This window comes from Sphingobium sp. R-21 (assembly GCF_049913335.1).
Classification (GTDB): Bacteria; Pseudomonadota; Alphaproteobacteria; order Sphingomonadales; family Sphingomonadaceae; genus Sphingobium.
In genome coordinates, this window is record NZ_CP184374.1 from 697,077 (window position 1) to 720,854 (window position 23,778).

Annotated in this window: 24 protein-coding genes and 2 tRNA genes; 14 read left to right on the top strand and 12 right to left on the bottom strand. The window is 64.5% G+C overall.

What is annotated here, in order from left to right; all coding sequences use genetic code 11:
- Positions 1-83: 83 nt before the first annotated feature.
- Both ACN9MX_RS03260 and ACN9MX_RS03265 read left to right on the top strand, forming a co-directional pair.
- Positions 84-491 carry an EVE domain-containing protein gene (locus tag ACN9MX_RS03260; protein ID WP_363735062.1) on the top strand — a complete coding sequence of 136 codons (408 nt, stop codon included), beginning with the start codon at positions 84-86 and terminating at the stop codon, positions 489-491.
- A gap of 149 nt (positions 492-640) precedes the next feature.
- Positions 641-925 carry a hypothetical protein gene (locus ACN9MX_RS03265; protein WP_414714612.1) on the top strand — a complete coding sequence of 95 codons (285 nt, stop codon included), beginning with the start codon at positions 641-643 and terminating at the stop codon, positions 923-925.
- A gap of 70 nt (positions 926-995) precedes the next feature.
- Here the strand turns inward: ACN9MX_RS03265 and ACN9MX_RS03270 are convergent, their stop codons facing one another.
- From ACN9MX_RS03270 to ACN9MX_RS03295, 6 genes are all read right to left on the bottom strand, one after another.
- The gene (locus tag ACN9MX_RS03270) at positions 996-1,298 is read right to left on the bottom strand and encodes a glycine zipper 2TM domain-containing protein (protein WP_363735060.1); all 303 of its coding nucleotides are present in this window, start codon (positions 1,296-1,298) and stop codon (positions 996-998) included.
- Positions 1,291-1,638 (bottom strand): hypothetical protein, encoded by a 348-nt coding sequence (locus ACN9MX_RS03275; protein ID WP_363825460.1) that lies wholly within the window; start codon positions 1,636-1,638, stop codon positions 1,291-1,293. The genes ACN9MX_RS03270 and ACN9MX_RS03275 overlap by 8 nt, the downstream gene beginning before the upstream one ends.
- A gap of 520 nt (positions 1,639-2,158) precedes the next feature.
- A tRNA-Thr gene (locus ACN9MX_RS03280) sits at positions 2,159-2,233 on the bottom strand.
- A 31-nt stretch (positions 2,234-2,264) separates the two neighbouring features.
- Complete coding sequence (locus tag ACN9MX_RS03285; RefSeq protein ID WP_363754041.1) at positions 2,265-3,125, bottom strand: hypothetical protein; 861 nt, start codon at positions 3,123-3,125, stop codon at positions 2,265-2,267.
- Complete coding sequence (locus ACN9MX_RS03290; protein WP_363735057.1) at positions 3,122-4,432, bottom strand: replication-associated recombination protein A; 1,311 nt, start codon at positions 4,430-4,432, stop codon at positions 3,122-3,124. Before ACN9MX_RS03290 ends, ACN9MX_RS03285 begins: the two co-directional genes overlap by 4 nt.
- A gap of 28 nt (positions 4,433-4,460) precedes the next feature.
- Positions 4,461-5,639: a glycosyltransferase family 4 protein gene (locus tag ACN9MX_RS03295; protein WP_363825462.1), complete on the bottom strand. Its 1,179-nt coding sequence runs from the start codon at positions 5,637-5,639 to the stop codon at positions 4,461-4,463.
- 285 nt (positions 5,640-5,924) lie between these two features.
- Here ACN9MX_RS03295 and ACN9MX_RS03300 point away from each other — a divergent pair, with 285 nt between their 5' ends.
- The gene (locus ACN9MX_RS03300; RefSeq protein WP_133651874.1) at positions 5,925-6,143 is read left to right on the top strand and encodes a DUF2945 domain-containing protein; all 219 of its coding nucleotides are present in this window, start codon (positions 5,925-5,927) and stop codon (positions 6,141-6,143) included.
- A 57-nt stretch (positions 6,144-6,200) separates the two neighbouring features.
- Positions 6,201-6,851, top strand: coding sequence for an MOSC domain-containing protein (locus tag ACN9MX_RS03305; RefSeq protein ID WP_363825465.1), 651 nt, complete (start codon positions 6,201-6,203; stop codon positions 6,849-6,851).
- Positions 6,852-6,966: 115 nt separating this feature from the next.
- Here the strand turns inward: ACN9MX_RS03305 and purU are convergent, their stop codons facing one another.
- From purU to ACN9MX_RS03320, 3 genes are all read right to left on the bottom strand, one after another.
- Complete coding sequence (gene purU / locus ACN9MX_RS03310; protein ID WP_414714624.1) at positions 6,967-7,806, bottom strand: formyltetrahydrofolate deformylase; 840 nt, start codon at positions 7,804-7,806, stop codon at positions 6,967-6,969.
- A gap of 80 nt (positions 7,807-7,886) precedes the next feature.
- Positions 7,887-8,924: a 2-oxoadipate dioxygenase/decarboxylase family protein gene (locus tag ACN9MX_RS03315; protein ID WP_363825468.1), complete on the bottom strand. Its 1,038-nt coding sequence runs from the start codon at positions 8,922-8,924 to the stop codon at positions 7,887-7,889.
- A 65-nt stretch (positions 8,925-8,989) separates the two neighbouring features.
- Positions 8,990-10,003 (bottom strand): SPOR domain-containing protein, encoded by a 1,014-nt coding sequence (locus tag ACN9MX_RS03320; protein ID WP_363825471.1) that lies wholly within the window; start codon positions 10,001-10,003, stop codon positions 8,990-8,992.
- A gap of 164 nt (positions 10,004-10,167) precedes the next feature.
- On the opposite strand from ACN9MX_RS03320, the gene ACN9MX_RS03325 reads away from it, so the two are divergent.
- From ACN9MX_RS03325 to ACN9MX_RS03335, 3 genes are read left to right on the top strand one after another with little or no spacing between them, the layout of a single operon-like run.
- Positions 10,168-10,887, top strand: coding sequence for a ParA family protein (locus ACN9MX_RS03325; RefSeq protein WP_363754052.1), 720 nt, complete (start codon positions 10,168-10,170; stop codon positions 10,885-10,887).
- A 15-nt stretch (positions 10,888-10,902) separates the two neighbouring features.
- Positions 10,903-11,439, top strand: a complete 537-nt coding sequence (locus ACN9MX_RS03330; protein WP_363735050.1) for a hypothetical protein — start codon at positions 10,903-10,905, stop codon at positions 11,437-11,439.
- Between the two features lie 13 nt (positions 11,440-11,452).
- Positions 11,453-12,769 carry an SPOR domain-containing protein gene (locus tag ACN9MX_RS03335; RefSeq protein ID WP_363825474.1) on the top strand — a complete coding sequence of 439 codons (1,317 nt, stop codon included), beginning with the start codon at positions 11,453-11,455 and terminating at the stop codon, positions 12,767-12,769.
- A 68-nt stretch (positions 12,770-12,837) separates the two neighbouring features.
- Here the strand turns inward: ACN9MX_RS03335 and ACN9MX_RS03340 are convergent, their stop codons facing one another.
- Both ACN9MX_RS03340 and ACN9MX_RS03345 read right to left on the bottom strand, forming a co-directional pair.
- The gene (locus ACN9MX_RS03340; protein WP_363825477.1) at positions 12,838-13,968 is read right to left on the bottom strand and encodes an amidohydrolase family protein; all 1,131 of its coding nucleotides are present in this window, start codon (positions 13,966-13,968) and stop codon (positions 12,838-12,840) included.
- A 137-nt stretch (positions 13,969-14,105) separates the two neighbouring features.
- Positions 14,106-16,400, bottom strand: coding sequence for a TonB-dependent receptor (locus tag ACN9MX_RS03345; RefSeq protein ID WP_363825480.1), 2,295 nt, complete (start codon positions 16,398-16,400; stop codon positions 14,106-14,108).
- A gap of 123 nt (positions 16,401-16,523) precedes the next feature.
- Between ACN9MX_RS03345 and ACN9MX_RS03350 the strand changes: the two genes are divergently transcribed.
- From ACN9MX_RS03350 to ACN9MX_RS03380, 7 genes are all read left to right on the top strand, one after another.
- Positions 16,524-17,432: a LysR family transcriptional regulator gene (locus ACN9MX_RS03350; RefSeq protein WP_363825483.1), complete on the top strand. Its 909-nt coding sequence runs from the start codon at positions 16,524-16,526 to the stop codon at positions 17,430-17,432.
- Positions 17,433-17,603: 171 nt separating this feature from the next.
- Positions 17,604-18,719 carry an FAD-dependent oxidoreductase gene (locus tag ACN9MX_RS03355; protein ID WP_363825486.1) on the top strand — a complete coding sequence of 372 codons (1,116 nt, stop codon included), beginning with the start codon at positions 17,604-17,606 and terminating at the stop codon, positions 18,717-18,719.
- Between the two features lie 28 nt (positions 18,720-18,747).
- On the top strand, positions 18,748-19,650 hold the full coding sequence (locus ACN9MX_RS03360; RefSeq protein ID WP_363825488.1) for a VOC family protein: 903 nt from the start codon (positions 18,748-18,750) through the stop codon (positions 19,648-19,650).
- A gap of 4 nt (positions 19,651-19,654) precedes the next feature.
- On the top strand, positions 19,655-20,812 hold the full coding sequence (locus ACN9MX_RS03365) for an alpha/beta hydrolase family protein (RefSeq protein ID WP_363825490.1): 1,158 nt from the start codon (positions 19,655-19,657) through the stop codon (positions 20,810-20,812).
- Entirely contained in the window at positions 20,809-21,588 is a 780-nt protein-coding gene (locus ACN9MX_RS03370) for a cyclase family protein (RefSeq protein WP_363825493.1), read from the top strand. Before ACN9MX_RS03365 ends, ACN9MX_RS03370 begins: the two co-directional genes overlap by 4 nt.
- 5 nt (positions 21,589-21,593) lie before the next feature.
- On the top strand, positions 21,594-22,622 hold the full coding sequence (locus tag ACN9MX_RS03375; protein WP_363825496.1) for an aromatic ring-hydroxylating dioxygenase subunit alpha: 1,029 nt from the start codon (positions 21,594-21,596) through the stop codon (positions 22,620-22,622).
- Positions 22,619-23,593 carry a fumarylacetoacetate hydrolase family protein gene (locus ACN9MX_RS03380; RefSeq protein WP_363825499.1) on the top strand — a complete coding sequence of 325 codons (975 nt, stop codon included), beginning with the start codon at positions 22,619-22,621 and terminating at the stop codon, positions 23,591-23,593. The genes ACN9MX_RS03375 and ACN9MX_RS03380 overlap by 4 nt, the downstream gene beginning before the upstream one ends.
- Positions 23,594-23,656: 63 nt before the next feature.
- Here ACN9MX_RS03380 and ACN9MX_RS03385 read toward each other — a convergent pair.
- Positions 23,657-23,731 (bottom strand) — tRNA-Asn (locus ACN9MX_RS03385).
- Positions 23,732-23,778: the final 47 nt, after the last annotated feature.

The following is a 23,778-nucleotide window of genomic DNA, read 5'->3' on the forward strand; positions in this document are numbered from 1 at the left end:
GATAGAGCCGGCGCGCCGTCGGGCGCCATGCTGGCCATGCGAGCATCCTTGATCGTCCTTGGCGGCTGATGCAAGGAGAAGCCATGAACTATTGGCTGATGAAATCGGAACCCGATGTCTTTTCCTATGACGATCTGGTCAAGAAGGGGAAGGCCGAGTGGGACGGCGTGCGCAATCATGCCGCGCAGGGCCATATGAGGGCGATGCGCAAGGGCGACCTTTCCATCTTCTACCACAGCAATATCGGGGTCGAGGCGGTCGGCATCATGGAGATCGTCGAGGAGGCGGCGCCAGACAGCACGGACGAAACGGGCAAGTGGATGGCGGTGCATGTCGGGCCGAAGGAAAAGCTCGCCAAGCCGGTCACGTTGAAGACGATGAAGGCCGATCCGGCGCTGGCCAATATGGCGATGATCCGCCAGTCGCGGCTTTCCGTATCCCCGCTTACAGAGGCGGAGTTCAGGCATATCGTCGCCCTGTCAAAGAGTTGAAAGGCCAAAGGGTTGAAAGGCGATTGCGGGAAACGCAATCGTTCCGCCCTTGTTTGCGATTGTGCTCCTTTGGCGGCGCTCCATAAATCGACGTCAACAGAAAAGAATATTCCAGAGGTGTTTGATCGGCATTCACAAGGAGTTTACCCATGCGAATGCTGTCCAAGTTTGTTCTTTCCGCCCTGTTGGCCGCCGGCGCCGCCAACGGCCCGGCCCATGCCGAAGACGCTGCCAAGCAGAAGTTCACGCATGAGGGCTATACCTATGTATATGCCGTCAAGGACACCAAGACCGGCAGGGTGATTTCGGGCCGTCGTTACCCCGATGCCGTTGCCTTCAACCTTGCGGTGAAGAATGGCCGCGTGTCGGGCATGTCCGGCGGTCAGGCCGTGACGTTCAAGGTCGAAGACGCGCGCGGCGCCTCGGCCGAATAAGCCCCAGGCATTTCGGATTAAAAAGGGGGGCGGTTTCCGATCGGAAGCCGCCCCCCTTTTTTCGCATATCTCAGCGGCAGCGACGCTTGCTGTCGATTTCCTTGCCCAGCAGCGCGCCGCCCGCGGCGCCCAGGATCGTGCCGGTGGCGCGGTCGCCGCGGGTGTCGATCGCGCGGCCGACCAGCGCGCCGCCCACGCCGCCGACGATGAGGCCGGTCGTGCCATTGGACTTGCGGCAGTACATGCGGCCGTCGCGACCGCGCCATTCGCGATATTCATAATGACGGCGGGCATTGGCGCCCTCGGTCGGGATCGCCATGGAAGCGGGAATGGCCAGCGAGACGGCGGCCAGTGCCATAAGGGCTTTACGCATTTTTTCTCCTCCAAAAAGGCGTGTTTTGATCGTTCAACCCGCGCATATTGATGGAGGTTGCATGAACCTGCGACAACGGCGCAGCATGTTGTTTCTGAAGCAATAAATTTTGAGACGAGGCGATGGGCGGCACCGATGAAGCGGGGACGGCATCGATCTGCTGGTTGATCTGACCGCGTGTAGAGGGCTGGACGTCGCCAGGGCGCGGCCTGGTTCGGCGATCAGAATTTTCGGGGGGTAGCGCCGGCGCCGCGAGGCTGATCGCATGGCCGCCGAGCCTTCTGGAAAATTTATCCACATTTATCCACAGCTTTAGCGTGACACGGTCTTCAGGGTGCAAGATTCCGCTTTGAGCGACTCGCTTTTGGTGAGACGATCTCCCTATCGGAAAGACCGGGAGACAGAGAAATCTGGATGCCAAAGTCGGTGAGAAATCAGCGACTTGAAGGAATTTTCGAGCGTCGGGAAAGAAGCATGGACCGGAAGGAAAATGCGGAAATCCGATGAGCCTCAATAGACGATGCTGTGCACGCGCGAAAGTGAACGTCGGGCATCGAATAAAGAGGACAGGCTGCGGGAAAACGGCCGACCGGCCGGACAAACGGAGCCGACACGATAGCAAAGCCCTTGCGGCGGACCTATCGCGCGCCGAGTCCGATGATCGCATCTTGAAAGAGAAGCGGATCGAGAGACACGACGGAAGTGGGGACCGGCAGAAATGCCGGCCCCCATTTTGCTTTTCGGGCTATTTTTCTGGCGCGGCGGGCGATCCGGGGCATCGCGTGAAGCGGCGGCAGGATCGGTTGAAAGCTGGAGTGCGTTGGGGTGGCGACCGTCGCGTCGCGGGCGCGAGGGGAATATGGTGCCGGATGAGGGGATCGAACCCCCGACCTTCGGTTTACAAAACCGCTGCACTACCGCTGTGCTAATCCGGCATATCCGTTTCGGACGGGGAGCGCCTTACTATCAGATGATGCCGAACGTCCAGCCCTCTGTTGCGGCGATTTTTTCGTCGAGAGGCGGCGGGTTCCACAGGCCGGGGCGCGGGGCCATGCGTCGCAGCCAGGCGGCGGTCAGGATCGCGTCGGCGCCATGGTCGTCAGGCGGGAGGCCCCTGTGCGGTTGCGATCCGACGGCGAGGAGCGCGTCGTTCAGCGCGGGGAGGTCGCGCATCTTGGCCTTTCCCTTGGGGCGTCCGGCGGCGCGGGCGGCGATGCTGGTGTAGATCTCCACGATCAGGGAGCCCTTTGGCGGCGGCGGGTCGAACGGCCAGACCGGGACATGGGGATGGACGTGGTGGAGCAGGCGCATCCCCGAAAAACTCGCCTTGGCGACCTGCGCCGCGCCGATGGCGTCATAGACGGTGGAGGGCTTGCCGCCGCCCTGGGCATTATAGTGCGCCTCGCAGGCGCGGTTGTGCATATAGTCCGCCTTGATGCCGTCGACCTTGCCAAAATAGAAATGCCGCCGGTGGGTGTGTTCGAGCAGGCTGGCGGCGCCCAGATCCTCATCCGCGCAAATGCTGTCGACATAGGCCCAGAAGGCCGGAGCGGTGGTGGGCACGATGTCGCCGGGCAGATAGCTCTGGCGCGCGACATAGGGCGGGGCGAAGCTGAAATCGAAGCCGAACAGGGTCGGGGCCTCCCGCGCGGTTCGGACAAGCCAGTCCGCGACGGCGCGGCGCGACCAGACGCCGCCGCCGTCGGGATGCTGGAGCCGGGGTGCCGCATCGCCGGCTTCGCACAGGGCGACGGCAATCCCCTTGTGGCGCGATCCCTTTGCGCCGGACCAGTCGATGACAGCGTAGCGGGTGAAACGGGGCGTCATTTCTGGCGGCGTTCGGTCCTCAAGCGGTCCCAATAGGCCATGCGTTCGGCAATGCGCGCCTCGAAGCCGCGTTCGGTGGGGGCGTAGAAGGTCTGGGGCTGCATCTCTTCGGGCCAGTAATCGTCGCCGGAAAAGCCGTCGGCCGCGTCATGGTCATAGTGATAGCCCTTGCCGTAGCCCACGTCTTTCATGAGCTTGGTCGGGGCGTTCAGGATATTCTGCGGCGGCATGAGCGAGCCGGTGTCGCGGGCGGACCTCCAGGCGGATTTCATGGCACTGTAGGCGGCGTTGGATTTGGGCGCGGTGGCGCAATAGAGGCAGGCCTGGACGATGGCGAGTTCGCCTTCGGGCGAGCCGAGGAAGTCGTAGCTGTCCTTGGCGGCGAGGCACTGGACGAGCGCCTGCGGGTCGGCAAGGCCGATATCCTCCACGGCGAAGCGGACGAGGCGGCGCAGGACATAGAGCGGCTCCTCACCCGCGGTCAGCATGCGCGCCAGATAATAGAGCGCGGCCTGCGGATCGGAACCGCGCAGGGATTTGTGAAGGGCGGAGATGAGGTTGTAATGGCCCTCCCGATCCTTGTCATAGACCGCGACGCGGCGGTGGAGCAGGGCCGAAAGGCCCGCCGGATCGAGCGGCTGCGGAATGTCGATGGAATAGAGGGTCTCGACCTGATTGAGCAGGAAGCGTCCATCGCCGTCGGCGCTGGCGAGCAGGGCGTCCCTGGCGGCGGTGTCGAGCGGCAGGGCGCGTTCCATCACCGTTTCGGCGCGTTCCAGCAACTGTTCCAGCGCGGGCGCATCCAGGCGGCGCAGGATCAGCACCTGTGCGCGGGAGAGCAGTGCGGCGTTGAGTTCGAAGCTGGGATTTTCGGTGGTCGCGCCGACCAGGGTCACCGTGCCGTCCTCCACAAAGGGGAGGAAGCTGTCCTGCTGCGCCCGGTTGAAGCGGTGGATCTCATCCACGAAGAGCAGGGTTTTCTCGCCCCGCCGGGCATGTTCCTTCGCGGCGGCAAAGACCTTCTTGAGGTCGGCAACGCCGGAGAAGACGGCGGAGATCGGTTCGAAACGCATGCCGACGGCATCCGCCAGCAGGCGTGAGATGGTGGTCTTGCCCGTGCCCGGCGGGCCCCAGAGGATGATCGAGGAGAGGCGGCCGGCGGCGACCATGCGGCCGATCGCGCCCTCCGGCCCGGTCAGATGATCCTGGCCGACGACCTCCGCCAGGGTGCGGGGCCGCAGCTTGTCGGCCAGCGGCGCGTCGGCTGGAACAGGGGGGAGATCGTGGGGAGCGAAAAGATCGGCCATTGCCCCGGATATAGTCAGGCTTTTGCTTTCAGGGAACAGGGCTCGACCGGACCAGCGCGCCATGTTCGCGCTGGCGGATGATGCGCAGATAGGTGTCGACCAGCGCCTGGTTCACCTGATCCCAGCCATAATGTTCCGCCTGCGCCATGGCGGCGGCACCGGCGGCGGCGCGGGCAGCGGAATCGGTGCAATAGACGGTCAGCGCGTTGGCGAAGGCGGTGATGGCGCCCGGCCGGATCAGCCGGCCTGTGATCCCGTCCGCGACCAGGCTCTCGCTGCCGGTGGCGCGGGCGGCGACGGTGGGCAGGCCGCAGGCCATCGCCTCCAGCGTGACGTTGCCGAAGGTTTCCGTGACGCTGGGGTTGAACAGCATGTCCATGCCTGCGACGGCGCGGCCCAGGTCGGGGCCCTTCTGGAATCCGGTGAAGACGGCGTTCGGCAGGCGGTTCGCGAACCATTCCCGCGCCGGCCCTTCGCCGATTATCAGCACCTTGTGCCGCACATTCTTCGCCGCCAGATGATCGATCGTGTCGGAAAAGACGTCGAGGCCCTTTTCCATCACCAGGCGGCCGATGAAGCCGATCACCGGTTCATCGTCGGCGATGCCGAGCGACTGGCGCCAGGCCATGTCGCGGCGGCCGGGATGGAAGATTTCGCGGTCGATGCCGCGCGTCCAGATGCCGACATCATAGCTCATCCGCTGTTCGCGCAGGAGCTGCGCCATCGACTCGGACGGCGCGACGATGGCGTCGCAGCGGCGGTAGAAACGGCGAAGCAGCGATTCGATCACCGGCTCCAGAAAGGCGAGGCCATAATAGCGCGGATAGGTTTCAAAGCGTGTGTGGACGGAGGCGACCGCCGGCAGTCCGTGGCGGCGCGCCCAGGCGACGGCGCGATGGCCGAGCGGATCGGGGCTGGAGACGTGGACCAGGTTCGGACGAAAGGCCCTGAGGTCGCGGCGCACCGCGCCCGACATGCGGTAGGGAACCTGGTATTCGCGGCGGCCCGGAACCGGAAAGGAAGGAGTGCTGACCAGATCGCCCGCCGGTTCGAAGGCCGGCGTATCGGTGGTGGGTGAATAGACGCGCACATTCGCTCCCTGCCGCAGCAGGTAGCCGACGAAGCGATTGAGCGCTTGGTTCGCGCCATCGCGCACATAGTTGTAATTGCCGCTGAAGAGTGCGACGCGAAGCCCCGTGACATCCATCCGCCGCCCTTAACCCAGGCAAGCGCAAAACCCAAGGGAACCAGCGCGGCATTCGGGATTTTTGCTTAGTGACCCGAATCTGAAGTTCGTCACACTGCTGGGTGGGCGTTGAACGAACTTCAGATTTATCAGGGTCACTAGCAACTATATGATTCTACTGTGGTCTTTGGATTTGAAATACGCTCCCCACCTGGCCGCCATAATGAGGCGTATTTCAAATCCACCACAGTAGCGGCAGCGATGACGGCCGGCCGTCGTGGTTGTTCCCCGAAGGAGAGATGCTTGATGACCGAAAGCTTTCGAAAAGGAGCGAGGGTCAAGTGGAATTGGGGGCAGGGCGTCGGCCGTGGGAGAATAGCGGAGCGGTTCGAGCGGCAGGTGGAGTGCCGGATAGAAGGCGCGGTCATCAGGCGTAACGGGTCCAGCCGCAATCCCGCCTATCTGGTGACCACCGACAGCGGTTCCGAAGTGCTGAAGCTGGGTTCGGAGCTTTCCCCCGGCTGAATCCTTTTTCCATCAGGCGGCCTTTTCCTCACGGTTGCTTCCGTGGCATGGGGAGGCATGACCGCTTCCTTCATGACTGTCGACGCGCTGCTGACGGGGATACCCGTTCCCTTCCGCGATGGCGATTACAGCGCGATCGCGAAGCAGCCGGTGTCGGGCGCGGTGCGGATCGGCTGGCTGGGCCTGGCGGGCGACAGCGTGGCCGACCCCGTGCATCATGGCGGGTGGGACAAGGCGATCCACCTTTATCCGCAGGACCATTATGGCTGGTGGCGCGAGCGCAAGCCCGGCCATCCCTTGCTGGAGAAGCCGGGCGCCTTTGGCGAGAATATCGCCTCCCGCGGGATGACGGAGGAGGAGGTCTGCCTGGGTGACCGCTTTTCGCTGGGCAGCGCAGTGGTCGAGGCGAGCCATGGGCGGCAGCCCTGCTGGAAGCTCGACCATCGTTTCGGCGCGCGCGACGTCATGGCGACGATCGTGAAGACCGCCCGCTGCGGCATCTATTTCCGCGTGCTGCGGGAGGGAGAGGCGGAGGCCGGCGTGATGATGGAATTGCTGGAGCGGCCCCTGCCCCAATGGTCGATCGCACGAGTGTTCCGGCTGCTGATCGGGGGCGGGCACAAGGGTGAGCCGGACGCCGTGCGGGCGCTGGCGGACATGCCGGTGCTGGCCGAGGCGTGGCGGGAACGGGCGCGGAAGCTGGCTTGATAGGGGGGAGGCGGGATCGGGCGATTCACGACCTGCCTTCCGATCAAAAAAACGCAGGGTACCCCATGTCTGCCGTGCTCCTGCCTTCGCAGGAGCACGGTGGGGGCATAACAGCCTAGCGAAACACCACCGTCTTGCCGCCATTCTGCAGGACGCGGCGATCCGCCAGCCATGTCACGGCGCGGGCGAGCACCTGCGCTTCGATGTCGCGTCCGATGCGGATCATGTCCTCCGCCGTCGCGCGATGGTCCACGCGTTCCACCGCCTGTTCGATGATCGGCCCTTCGTCGAGGTCGGCGGTAACGAAATGGGCAGTGGCGCCGATCAGCTTCACGCCCCGCTCATGCGCGCGGTGATAGGGGCGCGCGCCCTTGAAACCGGGGAGGAAGCTGTGGTGGATGTTGACGCAGCGCCCGGCGAGCCTTTCGACCAGTTCGCCCGAGAGCACCTGCATATAGCGGGCGAGGATCAGATATTCCGAGCGCGTCCGTTCGAACAGGTTGAACAGCGCCTCCTCCTGCGCGGCCTTGTCGCCATTGGGGGGCAGCTCATGATAGGGGATGCCGTGCCATTCGGTGATCCGGCGCATGTCGGGATGGTTGGACACCACGCCCATGATGTCGACCGCCAGTGTTCCCGTCTGCCATCGGTGCAGCAGGTCCGCCAGGCAGTGCGACCCCTTGGACACGGCGATCAGCATGCGCGGCTTTTCATCGGCGCTGGTCAACCGCCAGTCCATCGCGAAACGGGTGCCGATATCGCCGAATTCGCCGCGCAGCCGGTCGGTGTCGCCCATGCGCTGGTCCGTCGCCTCGAACGCGACGCGCATGAAGAAGCGGCCTGCCTCCCGGTCGGCATATTGCTGGCTGTCGGTGATGAAGCCGCCACGTTCCGCCAGGAACTGGCTGACGGCCGCGACGATGCCGACCCGGTCGGCGCAGGCCAGGGTCAGCACCCAGGATGGGACAACCGGATCAGTCAACGTGCATCTCCCCGCAAATTCGGCGAACCCGTTGCCTCAAGCGCGCCCGCCGATCAACCCTGTTGCGGGCGTCCCTCGTCCGCCGCGCTGGTCATGGCGAAGATGCCGGTGGCGTTGCCGGTGTCGAAGGCAAGGTCCAGCCTGCCGGTTTCCGGATCGATGTCGCGGCTGATGAATTCGTAGAATGAGCCGGGAACGCGGCGCAGTTCGTTGCCGGCAAAGAGCCGTTCGATCGTGTCGGCGCGCAGGGCGGTCTGCCGCACCCGCCCGGTGATCGAGATCTCCAGCCGCTCCTTGATCGGCCAGTCCTGCGTCTTCAGCCGTTCCGCCAAAGCAGCGACGTCCGCCACCCGGTCCGTCGCATGGTTGAAGGCATTGCCCTCCGTCGCGATCCAGCCCGCCTCATGGGATCGGGAGAGCAGCAGTTCATAATCCTCCATGCTTGGCGGCTGGTGCTGTCGGTCGAAGGCGGCCACGATCGCGGGCAGGGCGGCGGCCGCCTCCGCCCGCGTGACGGGGCGTTTGTCCGCGAATTTTTCCAGCACGGCCTGCGCTTCCGGCGTCAGCGGATCGCGGGACGTGCCGAACACCCGCGCCGCGGCTTCGGCAAATTCCGGGTCGAAGCGGTCGGCATGCAGTTCCGACAGGAAGAATTGCGGGATCGATTCGGGCAGGTCGACATGGCGATAGGCCCGGCCCGTCATCCGCAGCCGGTCGAGCGGGTAGACCGCCGCCATCTCATAGCCCAGGGGCAGCAATATGCGGGTGAAGGCCTCCTCGCCCGGCGGCAATTGCCCGGTCGCACCCTCGACCAGCCTTACGGTGCGCAGCGCGCCATGGTCGAACACCACCCTGCCGCCGCGCGCCAGCCGGTCCGCGACATAGGCCGCCCCGCTCGGCACGCGCTGGAGAAGATCGTGGAACAGCGCGACGTTCATCGCCATGGCGAAGGCGGCGCGGGAAACATGGGGGCCGCTCTGTTCGGTCAGGCGGCTGTCCAGATCGAGCGCGGCCAGCGCCGCCCGGGCCGGTTCGGGGCCAAGAAACCCCTCGACCAGCGCATTGATCACCGACAGATTTTCCACCGACATGGGACGCTCCGTGCTGAGTTTCCATTATCGCATGGTTGAAATAAAATTCCAAGTCGTAGCAAGAATTACATCTTCTTTGGCATGCACTCCGCGCCGGCCGCCTTGATCGCGCTGCACAGCCGGGTGGCGTCCGCGCTGCTCGCCAGGGGACCCGCCTGCAGGCGGGTCACGCCGCCGCTGGTCATGATATAGGGCTGATAGCCGGACAGGCCGCCCACCTTCGCGCTGAGTTGCGTCCAGAGCGTGCGGGCGCGCGCTTCCGCGCTGAAGGCGCCGATCTGCACGCGCCAGCCGCCGCTTGCGGGCTTGGGGAGCGCGGGCTTGGAGGCGGCCGGCCTGGCTTCCGGGGGCTTGGCTGCGGCTGTCTTCGCGGGTGCGGGCCGGGGGGCCGGTTCGGCCGTCCTGGGTGCGGACGAAGCGGAGGGCGGCAGTTGCGCGCTCCGCACCGGGGCGGGAGCTTCCCGCATGACCGGCGCGGGCCGGCGAGGCTCATCCGCCGCCAGGCTGCTGTTCTGCTGGCCGATGGAGCGGGCCATGGCGACGGCCTGGTCGCGCTGATCCTGCGGAATATATTTGTCCATCTGGCGGAGGCTGGCTGTTGCCTGGGCCAGGCCGGATTCGGACGCCCGCGTCATCAGCGCATAGGCGCGCACCCAGTTCTTCGCGGTCAGGTCTCCGTTGAACAGGGCCGTGCCGACGATATATTGCGCGCGCGGCTCGCCCCGCTCGGCGGCGCGCTGAAGATAGGGGAGGGCGCCAGCCCGGTCACCCTGCTGGAACATCAGCAGCCCCAGATTGTCCTCGGCCCGCGCATGGCCCTGCCTTGCGGCCTTGCCGTACCAGTCGATCGCGGCGGACGGATCGGTCTTCACTCCACGGCCCAGCTTGTAGGCCTGGCCCATGTTGAACTGCGCGTCGGGATCGCCGGACTGCGCCAGCGGCTGCCATATGGCGACGGCCTTGGCATAGTCGCCCTGCTGCCAGGCATCGACGCCTGCCTTGACGTCGGCCAGCGCTGGCTGCGCCAGGATCAACACCGCGCCGGCGGCCAGCACGCCACAGATATGCTTCATGCTCATGCTCCCAAGGGTTCCTGCCCGGTCTATGCCACGTCAAGGTTAATAGCGACTTAGCATTAAGAACATCGCCTTTTTACCGGCTGTCAGGCTTCCACGCGGATTAACCAATTCTTAGGCGGGCCTGTGGCAATCCTGCCATGCATTGGTTTTCTGGGGGAAGTTGCGTGCGCATTTTGGCATTGGCATCGCAAAAGGGGGGCTCTGGCAAGACGACCCTGTCAGGGCATCTGGCCGTTCAGGCGCAGATGGCTGGCGCTGGTCCGGTCGTGCTGATCGACATCGATCCGCAGGGTTCGCTGGCCGACTGGTGGAACGAGCGCGAGGCCGAATATCCCGCCTTTGCCCAGACCACGGTCGCGCGTCTGGCGGCGGACCTTGAAATCCTTCGCCAGCAGGGCTTCAAGCTGGCCGTCATCGATACGCCGCCGGCCATCACCATGGCGATCCAGAGCGTCATTTCCGTCGCCGAACTGATCGTCGTTCCAACCCGTCCGAGCCCGCATGACCTGCGTGCCGTGGGCGCCACGGTGGACCTGTGCGAAAGGGCGGGAAAGCCCCTGATCTTCGTGGTCAACGCCGCCACGCCCAAGGCGCGCATCACATCCGAAGCGGCAGTCGCGCTGTCGCAGCACGGCACCGTCGCGCCGGTCACGCTGCACCACCGCACGGATTTCGCCGCATCGATGATCGATGGCCGCACGGTGATGGAGGTCGATCCCAATGGTCGATCCGCCAGCGAAGTCGTGCAGCTTTGGACCTATGTGTCCGACCGGCTGGAAAAGAATTTCCGTCGTACCGTCTTTTCCGTTCCGCACAATGCGGTCGGCGCGGCGGGGACGGCCCGTCCGACAAGCGGTGGCTTCGGCCGCCGGGTCTCGCAATAAGGGAAGGGGAGCATCATGGTCGAACCGAAACCTCTCGCTTCGCTGACTTCCGGCCTGCTGGCGCGCAAGGGCGCCGCCTCGCCCGCCATGCGCCGCCCCGTCTTCGGCATGACCGCCGGAGCGACGGCGCTGCAGGAGGATCTGGGCTGGAACGACATGGGCTTTGACGTGACGCAGCCGGAACCGGCGCCGTCCGAAGCCCGCTCCGTTGCCGGCTTGACGCCCATGACGGCGGTTCCCGCCGTGGCGCCGGTGCCCGCCGTGGTCACCGAACGCGAGGAGCTGGCCGAACGCATTGCCGAAGCGGCTGTGCCCGCCAAGGTCGAAAAGGCCGGGAAAAAGCCCCGCGCCTCCGCCGTGGCGAAGGGGCGCAAGGCCGCCTTCACCCTGCGGCTGGATGCCGACCGCCATCTGAAGCTGCGTCTGGCCAGCGCCATTGTCGGCCGGTCCGCGCAGCAGATGGTGACCGAAGCACTGGACGCCTATCTTGGCAGCCTGCCGGACGTCGACCGGCTGGCCCAGCAACTGCCGCGCGCCCGCGGCGACAATTAAGGGTTGGGAAGCGATGAAGCGCAACGCCTTCGCCAAAGCAGCGGTCGCGTCGATGATGATCGGCACGACCATGGTGGGATGCACCGGGGCGGCGTTCCGCACCGCCGCCGTCGCGCCGCAACAGCCCGACCGTCTTGCGGCCGGCGTCGAGAAGGCGCTGGCGGATCGCGAGGGTGCCCGCGCGGTCGACCTGGCCGAGGCGGCCGTGCAGGCGGCGCCGCAGGATGCCCGCTACCGCCAGTTGCTGGGTCGCGCCTATGTCGCTGACGGTCGCTTCGCATCGGCGGAAACCGCTCTGTCTGACGCGATGACGCTGGGCAATGGCGATGCGCGGACCATCATCACCCTTGCGCTGGTGCAGGTAGGGCTGGGCAAGGATCGCGCCGCGCGCGACCTGCTCGCAAGCCATGCCGACGTCCTGCCCGCCGCCGATTATGGCCTGGCCATGGCGATGGCGGGCGACGCGCCGGAGGGCGTGCGCATCCTGTCCGAGATGATCCATGATCCGTCGGCCAATGCCCGCACCCGCCAGAACCTGGCCTATGCCTATGCGCTGGCCGGACGATGGAAGGATGCGCGCATGATGGCGGGCTTCGACCTTGATCCGCTTGCCGCCAACCAGCGCATCACCCAATGGGCGCAGACCGCCGCGCCGGGCCTTTCGCAACAGCGGGTCGCCGCCCTGATGGGCGTGACGATCGACGGCGCGGACGCCGGGCAGCCGGTTGCCCTTGCGCTGGCGGCGCCGGTGTCGGCACCCGTTGAGTCGTCGCCAGTCCAGTCCGCCGAAGTCCGGTCCGCCGAAGCCGCTCCGGCCGAGCAGGCCGTCGAGGCCGCGCCAGTCGAAATCGCCGCCGCCGATCCGGCACCCGCGCCTTCCCCGGTTATATCCGAGGCGCCGGCACCGATGATCCAGGCGATCGTCGCACCGGTTCGCGAGGTTTCGCGAGGGATGGCGCCCGTCCGTGCCACGGCGGCCGCACGGTTCCAGCAGGCTGCCTTCCGCTTCAGCGGAAAGGACGATGGTCATTGGGTGGTCCAGCTTGGCGCCTATGACAATGCGGCCATTGCCAAGGAAAAATGGTTCTCCATGGCTCGCCGCAACGGCGTGCTGGCGAATTTGCCGGTCGTTACCAGCCAGATCACGGTGAACGGCGCCACTTTCGCGCGGTTGGCGGTCGGCGGTTTCGACGCACGTGCGGAGGCGGTTGCGCTTTGCCGCGCGATCCAGGCGCGGCGCGGCCAGTGCTTCGTGCGCGAAAATGTGGCCGACGCAACGCCGCAGCGCTGGGCGTTGGCGACCAGGGGCCGCCAATACGCGTCACGCTGAAAAAAAAGTCGGCGACCAAAGGGATATGATTTGCGGGCGGCACCCATGGTGTCCGCCCGCAAATCTTTTCAGGAGGCCGGTTTGATGCCGAAAATCCTCTCGGCATTTCGATGGGCGATCCGCTCCAGCTTGTCGGGAGGAAGGGGGGCGGAGCGGATGAACGCAACCGCCGGTTCCGTTCGTTCATAGGGGTAGTCGATTGCGAACATGATGTTGTCCGCGCCGACGATCTCCTCCGCGAAGGCCAGGGCCTGGTGCCAGTTCACACCGCTGGTGGTGATCGAGATATTGGACCTGAAATATTCGCTGGGCATTTTCCTGAGCACCGGCCGGAGCGGTGGTTTGGCCAGCGTCACCATATTATGGTGCATATGGTCGATGCGGTAGAACCAGTAAGGCAATCCCTCGCCCATATGGCCTATCACGACCTTGAGGTCGGGATAGGCGTCGAACAGGCCGCTGGAGATCAGGCGGATCACATGAAGCCCGGTTTCCGCGCCATATCCGTAGATCGCGCCCCACAGATTATAATCGCGAAACAGCGGCGCCATGGTCGGATTGGGCGTGCGCGGGTGGATGTAGACCGGCGCGCCGGTTTCGGCCGCGGCTTCGAACAATGGCCAATATTTGCGGTCGTCCAGATATTCGCCGCGCGTGTGCGAATTGATGATGATGCCGTTCAGCCCCAGTTCGCGCCGGGCGCGGCGGATTTCCATGATCGCGCCCGGCACGTCCTGGGGAGGAACGGAGGCAAGCGCCGCATAGCGGCGGGGCTGGTCCGCGACGATCCGCGCCAGCCGGTCATTCGTCAGCCGCGCGAGCCGAAGCGCGGACGCATTGTCGAACGATTGCACGCCCGGCGCGGTCAGGCTGAGCACGTGCATGTCCACGGCATTTTCGTCCATTGCCGTCTGACGCATATGCATGTCCAGGAGGCGCGCATGAATGTCCCCGATATGCGCCAGCATCTGGAAGGCGCGGACCTCATCCTCCTCCAGCCCGCGCGCCGGCAGCGTCGCCATCGCCTCCATCCACTCCGGGCAGGCCCATGCCTCTTCGACGGCGATCAGGCGCAGGGGGGAGGGGGGGGCGGCGGCGGCGCGCGTGGCCAATGCCCCCGCCACGGTCGCGCCGCCAGCCGCTAGCAGGGCGCGACGATCCATGCTGACGCCTGGAAAGGTCGGTCCGGTCCCTGCCATGATGTCCTCCATTTGCTGACCTGTATATTGCTGGCCCGGTCTATGCCGGTTGTTCCGCCAGTCTGCTGTTGCGAACCCGTTGCCCCATGCCGAGAGAAGCGCGCGGGACGGGGGTGCCAACCCGCCCCGCGACGCGATCAGAAGCGTACCGTACCGCGGATGCCATAGGTGCGCGGTGGACGGATCTGATTGTAGATCACGCCCGACTTGGCGGGGCTTTGAACCGAATTGGCGAATACCAGCCTATTTTCGATATTGTTCACGAACGCGGTCACCGCCAGCTTGCCCGAGGCCGTTTCATAGGTGAGGCGCGCGTTGGACATCATGTAGCTGCCCTGCCGGCCCAGCGACAGATAATCCAGCGACAGATAGCGCGAGCTTTCGATGCGGGTATCGACGCCCGCCCTGATCCGGCCGGTGCCACCAAGGTCGAAACTATGTTCATAGCCGGCGTTCACCACCCATTTCGGCGCATTCACCAGCGGACGGCCGGAGCAATCGACATTGTAGATGCGCGCGGCGGGCGAGGCTCCTGTCAGCGACGATGGCGTCACCGCGCAACCGATCACCGGTGCGGGGCCGCTGGTCGAATAGGCCTGATAGTTGAGGTCGTCATATTTGGTGTGGAGATACTGGACGTTGAGCGACAGGACGCCGTCGCGCATGACCTTCCACAGCATTTCCAGTTCCGCGCCGTAGAGGGTCGCCGCGCCCGCATTCTCCGTCGCGAAAACAGGGCCATATATCGGGCCGCCCGGCGTCATGGCGACCTGGACCGGCGCCAGATGCGAAATCTGCTGGTCCTTGTAATCCCAGTAGAAGGCCTCGACATTGAGTTGCAGCCGGTTGTCCAGGAACCGGTTCTTGCTGCCGATGGTGTAGGCGGTCAGCCGTTCGGGGCGGGAAAAATTCCGCCCCAGCGCAGAGAAAAGCACGCCTGATTTGAAGCCCGTGGAGACCGTCGCGTAAAGCAGCGAGCGGTCGGCGACGTCATATTCCACGCCGGCCTTCCATGTCACCTTGCTGAAATTCACGTCGGACGTGGCGTCGGTGCGCAGGTCGAGGATGATTGGCGTGAAGTTGGGGAAGGCGGGCGGCACGAAGCCGACAAAGGGATAGGTGTGCGCTTCCGTATCCTGCTTCTTGTTGTCATGGGTATAGCGCAAGCCGCCGGTCAGGCGGAAACGGTCGGTCAGCGAATAGGTCGCCTCGCCGAATACCGCATAGCTGTTTGTTTCCAGTTCCGAGTTGATGCGCGTGCCGTTGCTGCCCTGGTCGAAGAACTGGCGCGCCGACACGTCCTCCACGAAATAATAGGAGCCGAGCACCCATTTCAGCCTGTCGCTCTGATTGGCGAGGCGGGTTTCCAGCGACATCTGGTCCGATTTCTCGGTCACGTCGATAAGGAAGCTGGACGCGTAGCCGAGGAAATCCAGATTTGTCCTGCGCCAGGCGGGAATGACCGTCAGTTCCGCAAAGCCCAGATCGGCGTTGAGGGTCGCGATCGCGCCATAATATTCATTGTCCTGATAGCCATCGTCGCGGGCGATGATCTGAGGCACCGGGAGTGTGGGTGGGCTCGCCAGATAGGCAGCGATCACGGCCGGGTCGCTTGGACCCAGCCGCTTCTTGCCGGCCAGCAGAGGCATGATCGTGCCGCCCGATCCCATGCCGCCGACATGGCCATAATCGACCATCAGATTGGCATTGAACCCGCCGCCTGTATCGAAGCGCAGCTGGCCGCGCAGCGCCCAGCTGTCTTCGTCGTCATAACCGTCGCTCATATAGCCGTCATGCCTGGCGCGCTGGCCCGAAATGCGCAGGGCGGCCTGGTCGCCCAGCGGCAGGTTGATGGCGCCGGAGGTCTTGAAGGTGTCGTAATTGCCATATTCGCCGGTCAGGAAGCCGGAGGTTTCCCCCAGCTTCGGCTTGGCGGTGATGACGTTGACGGCGCCGCCCGATGCGTTGCGGCCATAGAGCGTGCCCTGCGGCCCTTTCAGCACCTCCAACCGCTCCAGGTCATAGAAGAGGGCGGCCGGTGCCGCCGGACGGGACAGATAGACGCCGTCGAGGTTGAAGGCGACACCCTGTTCGGCAAAGGCGTTCGCCCCGAAGGTGCCGATGCCGCGAAGGTAGATCTGGGTAAAGGAGGAAGCCGGCGCCACTTGCAGCGCGGGCACGAGGCGGGTCAGGTCATCGGCCCGCGTGACGCTCTGGTTGACCAGCACATCGCCGTTCACGGCGCTGACCGCGAGGGCGGCGCGCTGGAGATTTTCCTCGCGGCGCTGCGCGGTGACGATGATATCGGAAAGGCCGTTGCCGGAGGCGGCAGGATCAGGCCGGGCATCGCTTCCTTCCTGCGCGACAACCGGACTTGCCAGCGCCAGCGCGGTGATTGCGACTGATGAGCGGAACAAGGTTCTGCACAGCATTTCTCTCTCCCCAGATGTTCTTGACTATCGTTATTTTCATCCTTGCAGGGGAGTTGTCATAATGGAAATGATTAGTTTTTATTGTTATGTAACAAATTTGGTTATGAATAAAATGGAGCGACAATGCGGTACAAGGGTCTGGATCTGAACCTTCTGGTCTGCCTCAACGCGTTGCTGGAGGCGCAGAGCGTCACGCGCGCGGCCGAGCAGCTCAATCTCAGCCAGCCTGCCATCAGCGCCGCCCTGTCGCGGCTCAGGGTGTTCTTCGGTGATCCGCTGCTGGTTCCGCATGGCAAGCGGATGTTGCCGACGCCCCATGCGATGCGACTGCTGCCGGCGATCACGGCTTTGCTGGGCGACGTCGATTCGCTCATCAGCACGTCCCCCTATTTCGATCCGGCCACGAGCAACAGGACGTTCAAGCTTTGCGTGTCGGACTTTCTGTCCAGCGTGCTGATCGCGCCGCTGCTGCCGAAGATGGAATTGGTGGCGCCCAATTTGCGGATACAACTTGTCCCCCTGAGTGACGAGGCCACGGCGGAGCTCGACCGGGGCGAGACCGACATGCTGCTGGCGCCTGAAATCTATATCAGCGGGGATCATCCCGCCGAACTGTTGTTCGAGGAAGAACATGTCGTAGCCGGCTGGAACGAAAACCCGATGTTCGCAGGCGCGATCGACATGGACCAGTTTCAGGCCGCCGGCCATGTCGCCGTGGAGATCGGGCGCGTCAACCGCGCGTCCTTTGCCGAATCCTTCATGCGGTCGCGAGGAATAGAGCGGCGGATCGAGATCCGCGTTTCCTCCTTCACCCTCATTCCTGAATTTTTGGTCGGAACGGCTCGTCTGGCTGTCATGCATCGACGATTGGCGGAGAGGGCTTCGCTCCATTATCCGATCAAATCGGCGCCGCTGCCGTTCGACATGCCGGGCATGCGGGAAATGGTGCAATATCACAGGGCACGGGCTGACGATGCGGGTCTGCGCTGGTTGATCGCGACGCTGATGGAGGCCGCCCCTCAAAATCCATGAAATCGATAGAAGGCTATAAAAAGAATTATTTTTGAGGATGATCCGTTTCCGGCTAGCTTTTGGGCAATAGAAAAGACGGCGTGCGGCAGTGACCTGGAAGAAGGTCTGCCTGCGGGGAGGGTGCGGCGGTGGCGGCATCGGTCCGTGCGACGCCTTCACGGAGAGCCTGGAATGCAAAAATTGAACATGCTGATCGTCGGAGCGGGCATTGGCGGCCTGTCCGCCGCGATTGCGGCACGCCGCGCCGGCCATGACGTGCTGGTGATCGAGCGCGATCCTGAATGGTCGGTCTATGGCGTCGGCATCATCCAGCAATCCAATGTCTTGCGGGCCATGGATCAGCTTGGCGTGCTGGAGAATTTCCTTGATGCGGCCTGCGGTTTCGACGCCGTCGAGGTTTTTGCCCCGGACGGAACCCGGGTGGCGCGTATTCCGTCGCCCCGGCTGGTCGAGGGCAAGCCGGCGAATGTCGGGATTGGCCGGCGCGCCCTGCAGAGCGTGCTGGGGAACAGCGCCAAGGGGCTGGGTGCGCAAATCCGACTCGGCGTGACAGTGGAGAGCCTCTCGGATGATGGTGCGCAAGTCCATGTGACCTTTTCCGATGGTTCGGCGGGCGCATTCGACCTGGTGATCGGCGCGGACGGCGTCTATTCGCAGGTCCGCGACCTCATCCTGCCCGGCGCGGAGCGCCCGGTGTTCACCGGGCAGGCGGTATGGCGATATAATCTGCCGCGCGATACCGATCTGGATGCGTTGCGGGCCTATAACGGCCCTATCGGGGTGGGACTGGTGCCGATCGGGCCGGAACTTATGTATATGTATGTCACCACGCCCGAGCCGGACAATCCGCGCTATCCGCGCCAGGGGCTGGCGACGGCGATGCGCGGCAAGCTCGCCAATTGCGCGCCGGCGATCCGCGCCCTGGCCGAACAGATCACCGACGATGATGGCGTCGTTTACCGCCCCCTTGAAGGCATGATGGTTCATGGTCCGTGGAGCAGGGGACGCGTGGGCTTGCTGGGCGATGCGGTCCATGCCACGACGCCGCATCTGGGGCAGGGGGCGGGCATGGCGATCGAGGATGCGATCGTCCTCGTCGACGAGCTTGGGAAGCACGACAATGTCGAGGCGGCCTTGAAGGCCTATCGCGATCGCCGCCATGAGCGTTGCCGTTATATCGTCGAGAGCAGCCTGGCCATCTGTTACGGCCAGTTGGGCAAGGGCCCGCTGGTGGACAACCACAAGGCGACGGCTGAAATGTTCGCCGTCGTATCTCAGCCGCTGTGAAATCCCTCATGCAACAAGGAAGCCGGCAATGAGCCGCGTCACTGAAATCCGCTATATTGGTTATGGCGTCACCGATATCGAGGCCGAACGCCGCTATTATGGCGAAGTCTTCGGGCTTGATCCCGTTCCCTCCGACGATGGTCTTGCCTGGTTCAAGGCGCCCGGCCATGGCGAGCATCATGTCGTGCGGTTGCGGCCGGCGGACGAAAACCGGGTCGATGTCATCGCCCTCGCCGCGGAGAGTCGTGCCGATGTCGATGCCCTGTGCGGCAAGGTGGCGGCGGCGGGCGCGAAGATCGTGCATGAACCGCGCGACCTGACGACGCCGGGCGGCGGCTATGGTTTTCGCTTCTTCTCGCCCGACGGCCTTCAGTTCGAGATTTCGAGCGATGTCGAAACCGGGCCGAAGCGCGAACTGACGCGCTGGGAAGGGTTGCCGGTCAAGATCAGCCATATCGTGCTGCATTCGCCGGACCATCCGGCGCTGGTCAAATTCTTCACCGACGTGCTGGGCTTCAAAATATCCGACTGGCTGGGCGATTTCATGTGTTTCCTGCGCTGCAATTCGGCGCACCACCGCATCGCCATTCTTCCGGGGCCGCCGTGCCTCAACCATGTGGCCTATGACATGCTTTCGATCGACGACATGATGCGCGGCGTGCATCGGTTGAAGCTGAAGAATGTCGACATCGGCTGGGGTCCGGGGCGGCACACGGCCGGCAACAACACGTTCAGCTATTTCGTGACGCCGAACGGTTTTGTCACGGAATATACGTCGGAGCTGGAAGAGGTGGATTTCGAGACGCGGGAACCGACCGTCTACACGCCCGCGCCGATGGTCATGGACCAATGGGGCATTGGCGTTGGCGGGCCGCAGACCCTGCCGCATCCTACGCCCAATCCGGGGCTGTTCGTGGCGGTGGAGGCCTGATCGCATGGCTCTGTTCGAATATTTCCCCAACTATATCTGGAACCTGTCGGTCGCCATCGCAATGGAGAGCGGCGGCCAGATCGGCGAGATCGTGGACATGTGCCAGCCGATCCGGGACGCGGCCGCGAGCGGCGCGGATGCGGGGACGCCGCAATTCATGGCGCAATGGGCGGCGATGGGCGACAAGCTGATTGACCTCGCCGCCGAGGATGAGGCGAAGGGACGGGCCTTTTCGGCATCGAACAAGCTGGAACGCGCCGCGCTCTACCTCCTGAATGCGGAGCGGATGCAAGGGCATGGTCATCCGGGACGCCAGGCCACCTATGCCAAGGCGCGGGAGACCTTCGACCGCTCGACGGTCCTGGGCAGGATCAACCGGGAACGGGTGGACATTCCGCTGGAGAGGGGGACCATGCCAGCGCTCTACACCCGCGCGCCGGGGGATGGGCCGCATCCGGTGGTCGTCTATTGCAACGGCCTCGATAGCTGCAAGGAACTGCTCTATTGGTCGCGGTTGCCGGAGGCTCTGGCGCGGCGCGGGGTTTCGACGCTCTGCGTCGATCAGCCGGGCAGCGGTGAGGCGCTTCGCCTGCAGAACCTGCCCATCGAGCCGCATAGCGAAAGCTGGGCGAGCAAGGCGGTGGACTGGCTGGAGCAGCAGCCCGACGTCGATCCCAGGCGCATCGGCATGACCGGCATTTCGCTGGGCGGCCATTTCGCGCCCCGCGCGGTCGCCTATGAACCCCGCTTCGCCTCCGGCGCGGTCTGGGGCGCCAACCACAACTGGCGCGAGGTGCAGGACAAGCGGATGAAGCGCGAGGGCGAGAATCCGGTGCCGCATTACTGGGCGCATGTCATGTGGGCCTTTGGCGCGGGCGATATGGACGAATTTCTGGAAAAGTCGCAGGGCATGAACCTCAACGGCCATATGGACCGCATCAAGGTGCCCTTCCTCGTCACCCATGGCGCGCAGGACCGGCAGATCAGCGCCAGCTATGCCGACGATCTCTATGGGCAGCTCGTGAACTCCCCCCGGCGCGAGAAGGTGATCTTCACCGCGCGCGAGGGCGGGGTGGAGCATGTCGGCGCGGACAATATGAGCTATGGCCGTGATTGCATTGCCGACTGGTTTGCCGAAACGCTGGGAGGACATACGGCATGACGCGCCGCTTCGTCGATCTGTCGATCACATTGTGCAATGAGGTGGTGAGCGATCCGCCGTTCCTGCGGCCGGAGATCACCTATCAGAAGCATGGCGAAACCATGCAGGAGCTTGGTTTTTTCTTTCCGGGCGTGACGGCGGAGCAAACGCCGGGGGGCGAGGGTTTTGCGGCGGTGGAATCAGTCAGGCTGACCACTCATAACGGCACCCATCTTGATGCGCCCTGGCATTTCCATCCGACGCAGGATGGCGGCAAACCGGCCCTGACCATCGACGAGGTGCCGCTGGAATGGTGTTTCCAGCCAGGGGTCAAGCTGGACTTTCGTCATTTTCCCGACGGTTATGTGGTCACGGCGGCGGATGTGGAGGCGGAGCTCAAGCGCATCGGACATGAGCTGAAGCCGCTGGAAATCGTGATGATCAACACGGCTGCGGGCAAGGCGCTGGGCGATCCGGACTATGTCAGCCGGGGCTGCGGCATGGGCTATGAGGCCACCATCTACCTGACCAGCCGGGGCGTGCGGGTGACAGGGACCGACGCATGGTCGTGGGACGCGCCCTTCGTCCACACGGCGGAAAAGGTGAAGGAAACCGGCGATACCTCGCTGATCTGGGAAGGGCATAAGGCGGGCCGCGACATCGGCTATTGCCACCTTGAAAAGCTGCACAATCTGGAGGTGTTGCCACCCGATGGCTTCACCGTCAGCTGCTTCCCGCACAAGATCAAGGGCGCCTCGGCCGGCTGGACCCGCGCCGTCGCCATTTTCGAGGAGTGAAGGCCATGGCCGAGTATCTGCGCAACGTCTGGTACATGGCCGGGTGGAGCGAGGAACTTGGTCCCGGCCAGGTGATCAGCCGCCGCATCCGTGACCGCCGGATTGCCCTGTTCCGGACGGACGCGGGCGCCGTCAGCGCGGTGGCGGACCGGTGTCCCCATCGTTTCGCGCCATTGAGCCTGGGAGAGGTGCACGGCGACGCGCTGGTTTGCTCCTATCACGGCCTGACCTTCAATGGATCGGGCGGCTGCGTCCGCAACCCCTTTTCGGAGAATATTCCGGCCGCCGCCCGCATCGACGCGTGGCTGTGCGACGAACGTCATGGCGCGATCTGGCTATGGGGTGGCGAGCCGCAATCCGCCGATCCCGCGATGATACCGGACCTTGGCCTGGTCGAGGACAGCGACACCGTGCGCGTCGTGCGCGGCTATACGCTGCTGGAGGCGCCCTATGAGTTCGGCACCGACAATCTGATGGACCTTTCGCATATCGAGTTCGTGCACAAGGGGTCCTTTGCCGGGGGTGGCGTCATATTTGCCGGCCGTCACGAGGTGATCGACGAAGGCGACACGCTGCGATCCAACTGGTGGATGCCCGGCGTGCCCGCCCCGAGCCACACGATGGGCATCTATCCCCCCGACATGATTACCGACCACTGGCTGGAGATGCGGTGGAACGCGCCCGCGACAATGCTGCTGGAGATCGGTTCCTGTCCGTCGGGCGGACTGCGCGAGACGGGGGTGGTTGCGTATCAGGCGCACGTGCTGACGCCTGCGAGCGCGACGACGGCGCATTATTTCTGGGCCTCCGCGCGCATGCATGATCTGGACTCGCCAGAGACGGACGCGTTTCTCAAGGCGCTTTTCGCCCAGGCATTTGACGAGGAGGACAAGCCGATCATCAAGGCCGCCTACGAGAATCTGGAGGGTGAGGATTTCTGGACGGCAAAGCCGCTTTCGCTGGGCATAGACTCCGGCGGGACGCGGGCGCGCCGGAAGCTGCAAATGATGATCAAGGGGGAACAGTCCGCATGAGGGTTGCAACGCGGGCCAACGGTCAGGCGGATGGCGAACTTGTGGTGATATCGGCCGGTGGCGATCGCCTGCTGCCGGTTGGTGGGCGCTTTGCGAGCCTCCTTGCGGCGATGGAGCATTGGGGGGAGACCGAACGGGCGATGCGGGGGCTGGCGGCCCGGCTGGAAGCGGGGGAGGGAGAGGTGCTGGATCCCGCAGCGCTGCTGGCTCCCCTGCCGCGTTCCTGGCAATGGCTCGATGGATCGGCATTTCCGCAGCATGGCGAGCTTATGCAGCGCGCCTTCGACCTGCCGCCGATCGAGACTGACCGGCCACTGATGTATCAGGGCCTGTCCGACCGTTTCCTGCCGGGCCACGCCGATGTGCCCTTGCCCAGCGAGGCGGATGGCATCGATTTCGAGGGCGAGTTCGGCGTCATCACCGATGCGGTGCCGATGGGCATCACCGCGCAGGAGGCGATGAAGCATATAAGGCTCGTCATCCTCACCAATGACTGGTCGCTGCGGGCCATCGCGCCTGTCGAGATGAAGACCGGCTTTGGCTGGGTACAGGCCAAGCCGGCCTGTTCCGCCGCTCCCTTTGCCGTCACGCCGGATGAACTGGGCGACGCGTGGAAGAACGGGAGGGTGCACCTGCCGCTGGAGGTCCATGTCAACGGCCAGTGGTTCGGCAATCCCGACGGGGGCGAGATGGCCTTTGGTTTCCATGAACTTGTTGCCCATGCCGCGCGGACCCGAGATCTCGTCGCGGGGACCATCATTGGTTCGGGCACTGTTTCCAATGCCAGTTATGACAGGGTTGGTTCGGCCTGCATTTCCGAACGCCGCGCCATTGAAATGATCGCTTCTGGCGCCCCTGCGACGTCTTTCCTGCGGTTCGGCGATCGCGTGCAGATGCAGGCGGTCGGCGACCATTTCGGGGCGGTCGACCAGAAGGTGGTGCGCGCCCTGGCGGCGGATCAGCGCGGCTGAACGGAGGCTGTCGGGGGCGGGATGACGATCCGCCGGACTACGGCTTCGGCACCGGAAGGAAAGTGGCTCCCCGAGTAGGATTCGAACCTACGGCCATTCGATTAACAGTCGAATGCTCTACCGCTGAGCTATCGGGGAGCAACCCGACTTTCGTCGGGCAGGCCGCGCATATGCAGTGGCTTTCG

Excerpts from the sequence above, each read along its gene's own strand:
- ACN9MX_RS03260 (WP_363735062.1), top strand. The coding sequence starts at position 84 with ATGAACTATTGGCTGATGAAATCGGAACCCGATGTCTTTTCCTATGAC.
- ACN9MX_RS03265 (WP_414714612.1), top strand. The coding sequence starts at position 641 with ATGCGAATGCTGTCCAAGTTTGTTCTTTCCGCCCTGTTGGCCGCCGGC.
- ACN9MX_RS03270 (WP_363735060.1), bottom strand. The coding sequence starts at position 1,298 with ATGCGTAAAGCCCTTATGGCACTGGCCGCCGTCTCGCTGGCCATTCCC.
- ACN9MX_RS03285 (WP_363754041.1), bottom strand. The coding sequence starts at position 3,125 with ATGACGCCCCGTTTCACCCGCTACGCTGTCATCGACTGGTCCGGCGCA.
- ACN9MX_RS03290 (WP_363735057.1), bottom strand. The coding sequence starts at position 4,432 with ATGGCCGATCTTTTCGCTCCCCACGATCTCCCCCCTGTTCCAGCCGAC.
- ACN9MX_RS03295 (WP_363825462.1), bottom strand. The coding sequence starts at position 5,639 with ATGGATGTCACGGGGCTTCGCGTCGCACTCTTCAGCGGCAATTACAAC.
- ACN9MX_RS03300 (WP_133651874.1), top strand. The coding sequence starts at position 5,925 with ATGACCGAAAGCTTTCGAAAAGGAGCGAGGGTCAAGTGGAATTGGGGG.
- ACN9MX_RS03305 (WP_363825465.1), top strand. The coding sequence starts at position 6,201 with ATGACCGCTTCCTTCATGACTGTCGACGCGCTGCTGACGGGGATACCC.
- ACN9MX_RS03315 (WP_363825468.1), bottom strand. The coding sequence starts at position 8,924 with ATGTCGGTGGAAAATCTGTCGGTGATCAATGCGCTGGTCGAGGGGTTT.
- ACN9MX_RS03320 (WP_363825471.1), bottom strand. The coding sequence starts at position 10,003 with ATGAGCATGAAGCATATCTGTGGCGTGCTGGCCGCCGGCGCGGTGTTG.
- ACN9MX_RS03330 (WP_363735050.1), top strand. The coding sequence starts at position 10,903 with ATGGTCGAACCGAAACCTCTCGCTTCGCTGACTTCCGGCCTGCTGGCG.
- ACN9MX_RS03335 (WP_363825474.1), top strand. The coding sequence starts at position 11,453 with ATGAAGCGCAACGCCTTCGCCAAAGCAGCGGTCGCGTCGATGATGATC.
- ACN9MX_RS03340 (WP_363825477.1), bottom strand. The coding sequence starts at position 13,968 with ATGGCAGGGACCGGACCGACCTTTCCAGGCGTCAGCATGGATCGTCGC.
- ACN9MX_RS03345 (WP_363825480.1), bottom strand. The coding sequence starts at position 16,400 with ATGCTGTGCAGAACCTTGTTCCGCTCATCAGTCGCAATCACCGCGCTG.
- ACN9MX_RS03350 (WP_363825483.1), top strand. The coding sequence starts at position 16,524 with ATGCGGTACAAGGGTCTGGATCTGAACCTTCTGGTCTGCCTCAACGCG.
- ACN9MX_RS03355 (WP_363825486.1), top strand. The coding sequence starts at position 17,604 with ATGCAAAAATTGAACATGCTGATCGTCGGAGCGGGCATTGGCGGCCTG.
- ACN9MX_RS03360 (WP_363825488.1), top strand. The coding sequence starts at position 18,748 with ATGAGCCGCGTCACTGAAATCCGCTATATTGGTTATGGCGTCACCGAT.
- ACN9MX_RS03365 (WP_363825490.1), top strand. The coding sequence starts at position 19,655 with ATGGCTCTGTTCGAATATTTCCCCAACTATATCTGGAACCTGTCGGTC.
- ACN9MX_RS03370 (WP_363825493.1), top strand. The coding sequence starts at position 20,809 with ATGACGCGCCGCTTCGTCGATCTGTCGATCACATTGTGCAATGAGGTG.
- ACN9MX_RS03375 (WP_363825496.1), top strand. The coding sequence starts at position 21,594 with ATGGCCGAGTATCTGCGCAACGTCTGGTACATGGCCGGGTGGAGCGAG.
- ACN9MX_RS03380 (WP_363825499.1), top strand. The coding sequence starts at position 22,619 with ATGAGGGTTGCAACGCGGGCCAACGGTCAGGCGGATGGCGAACTTGTG.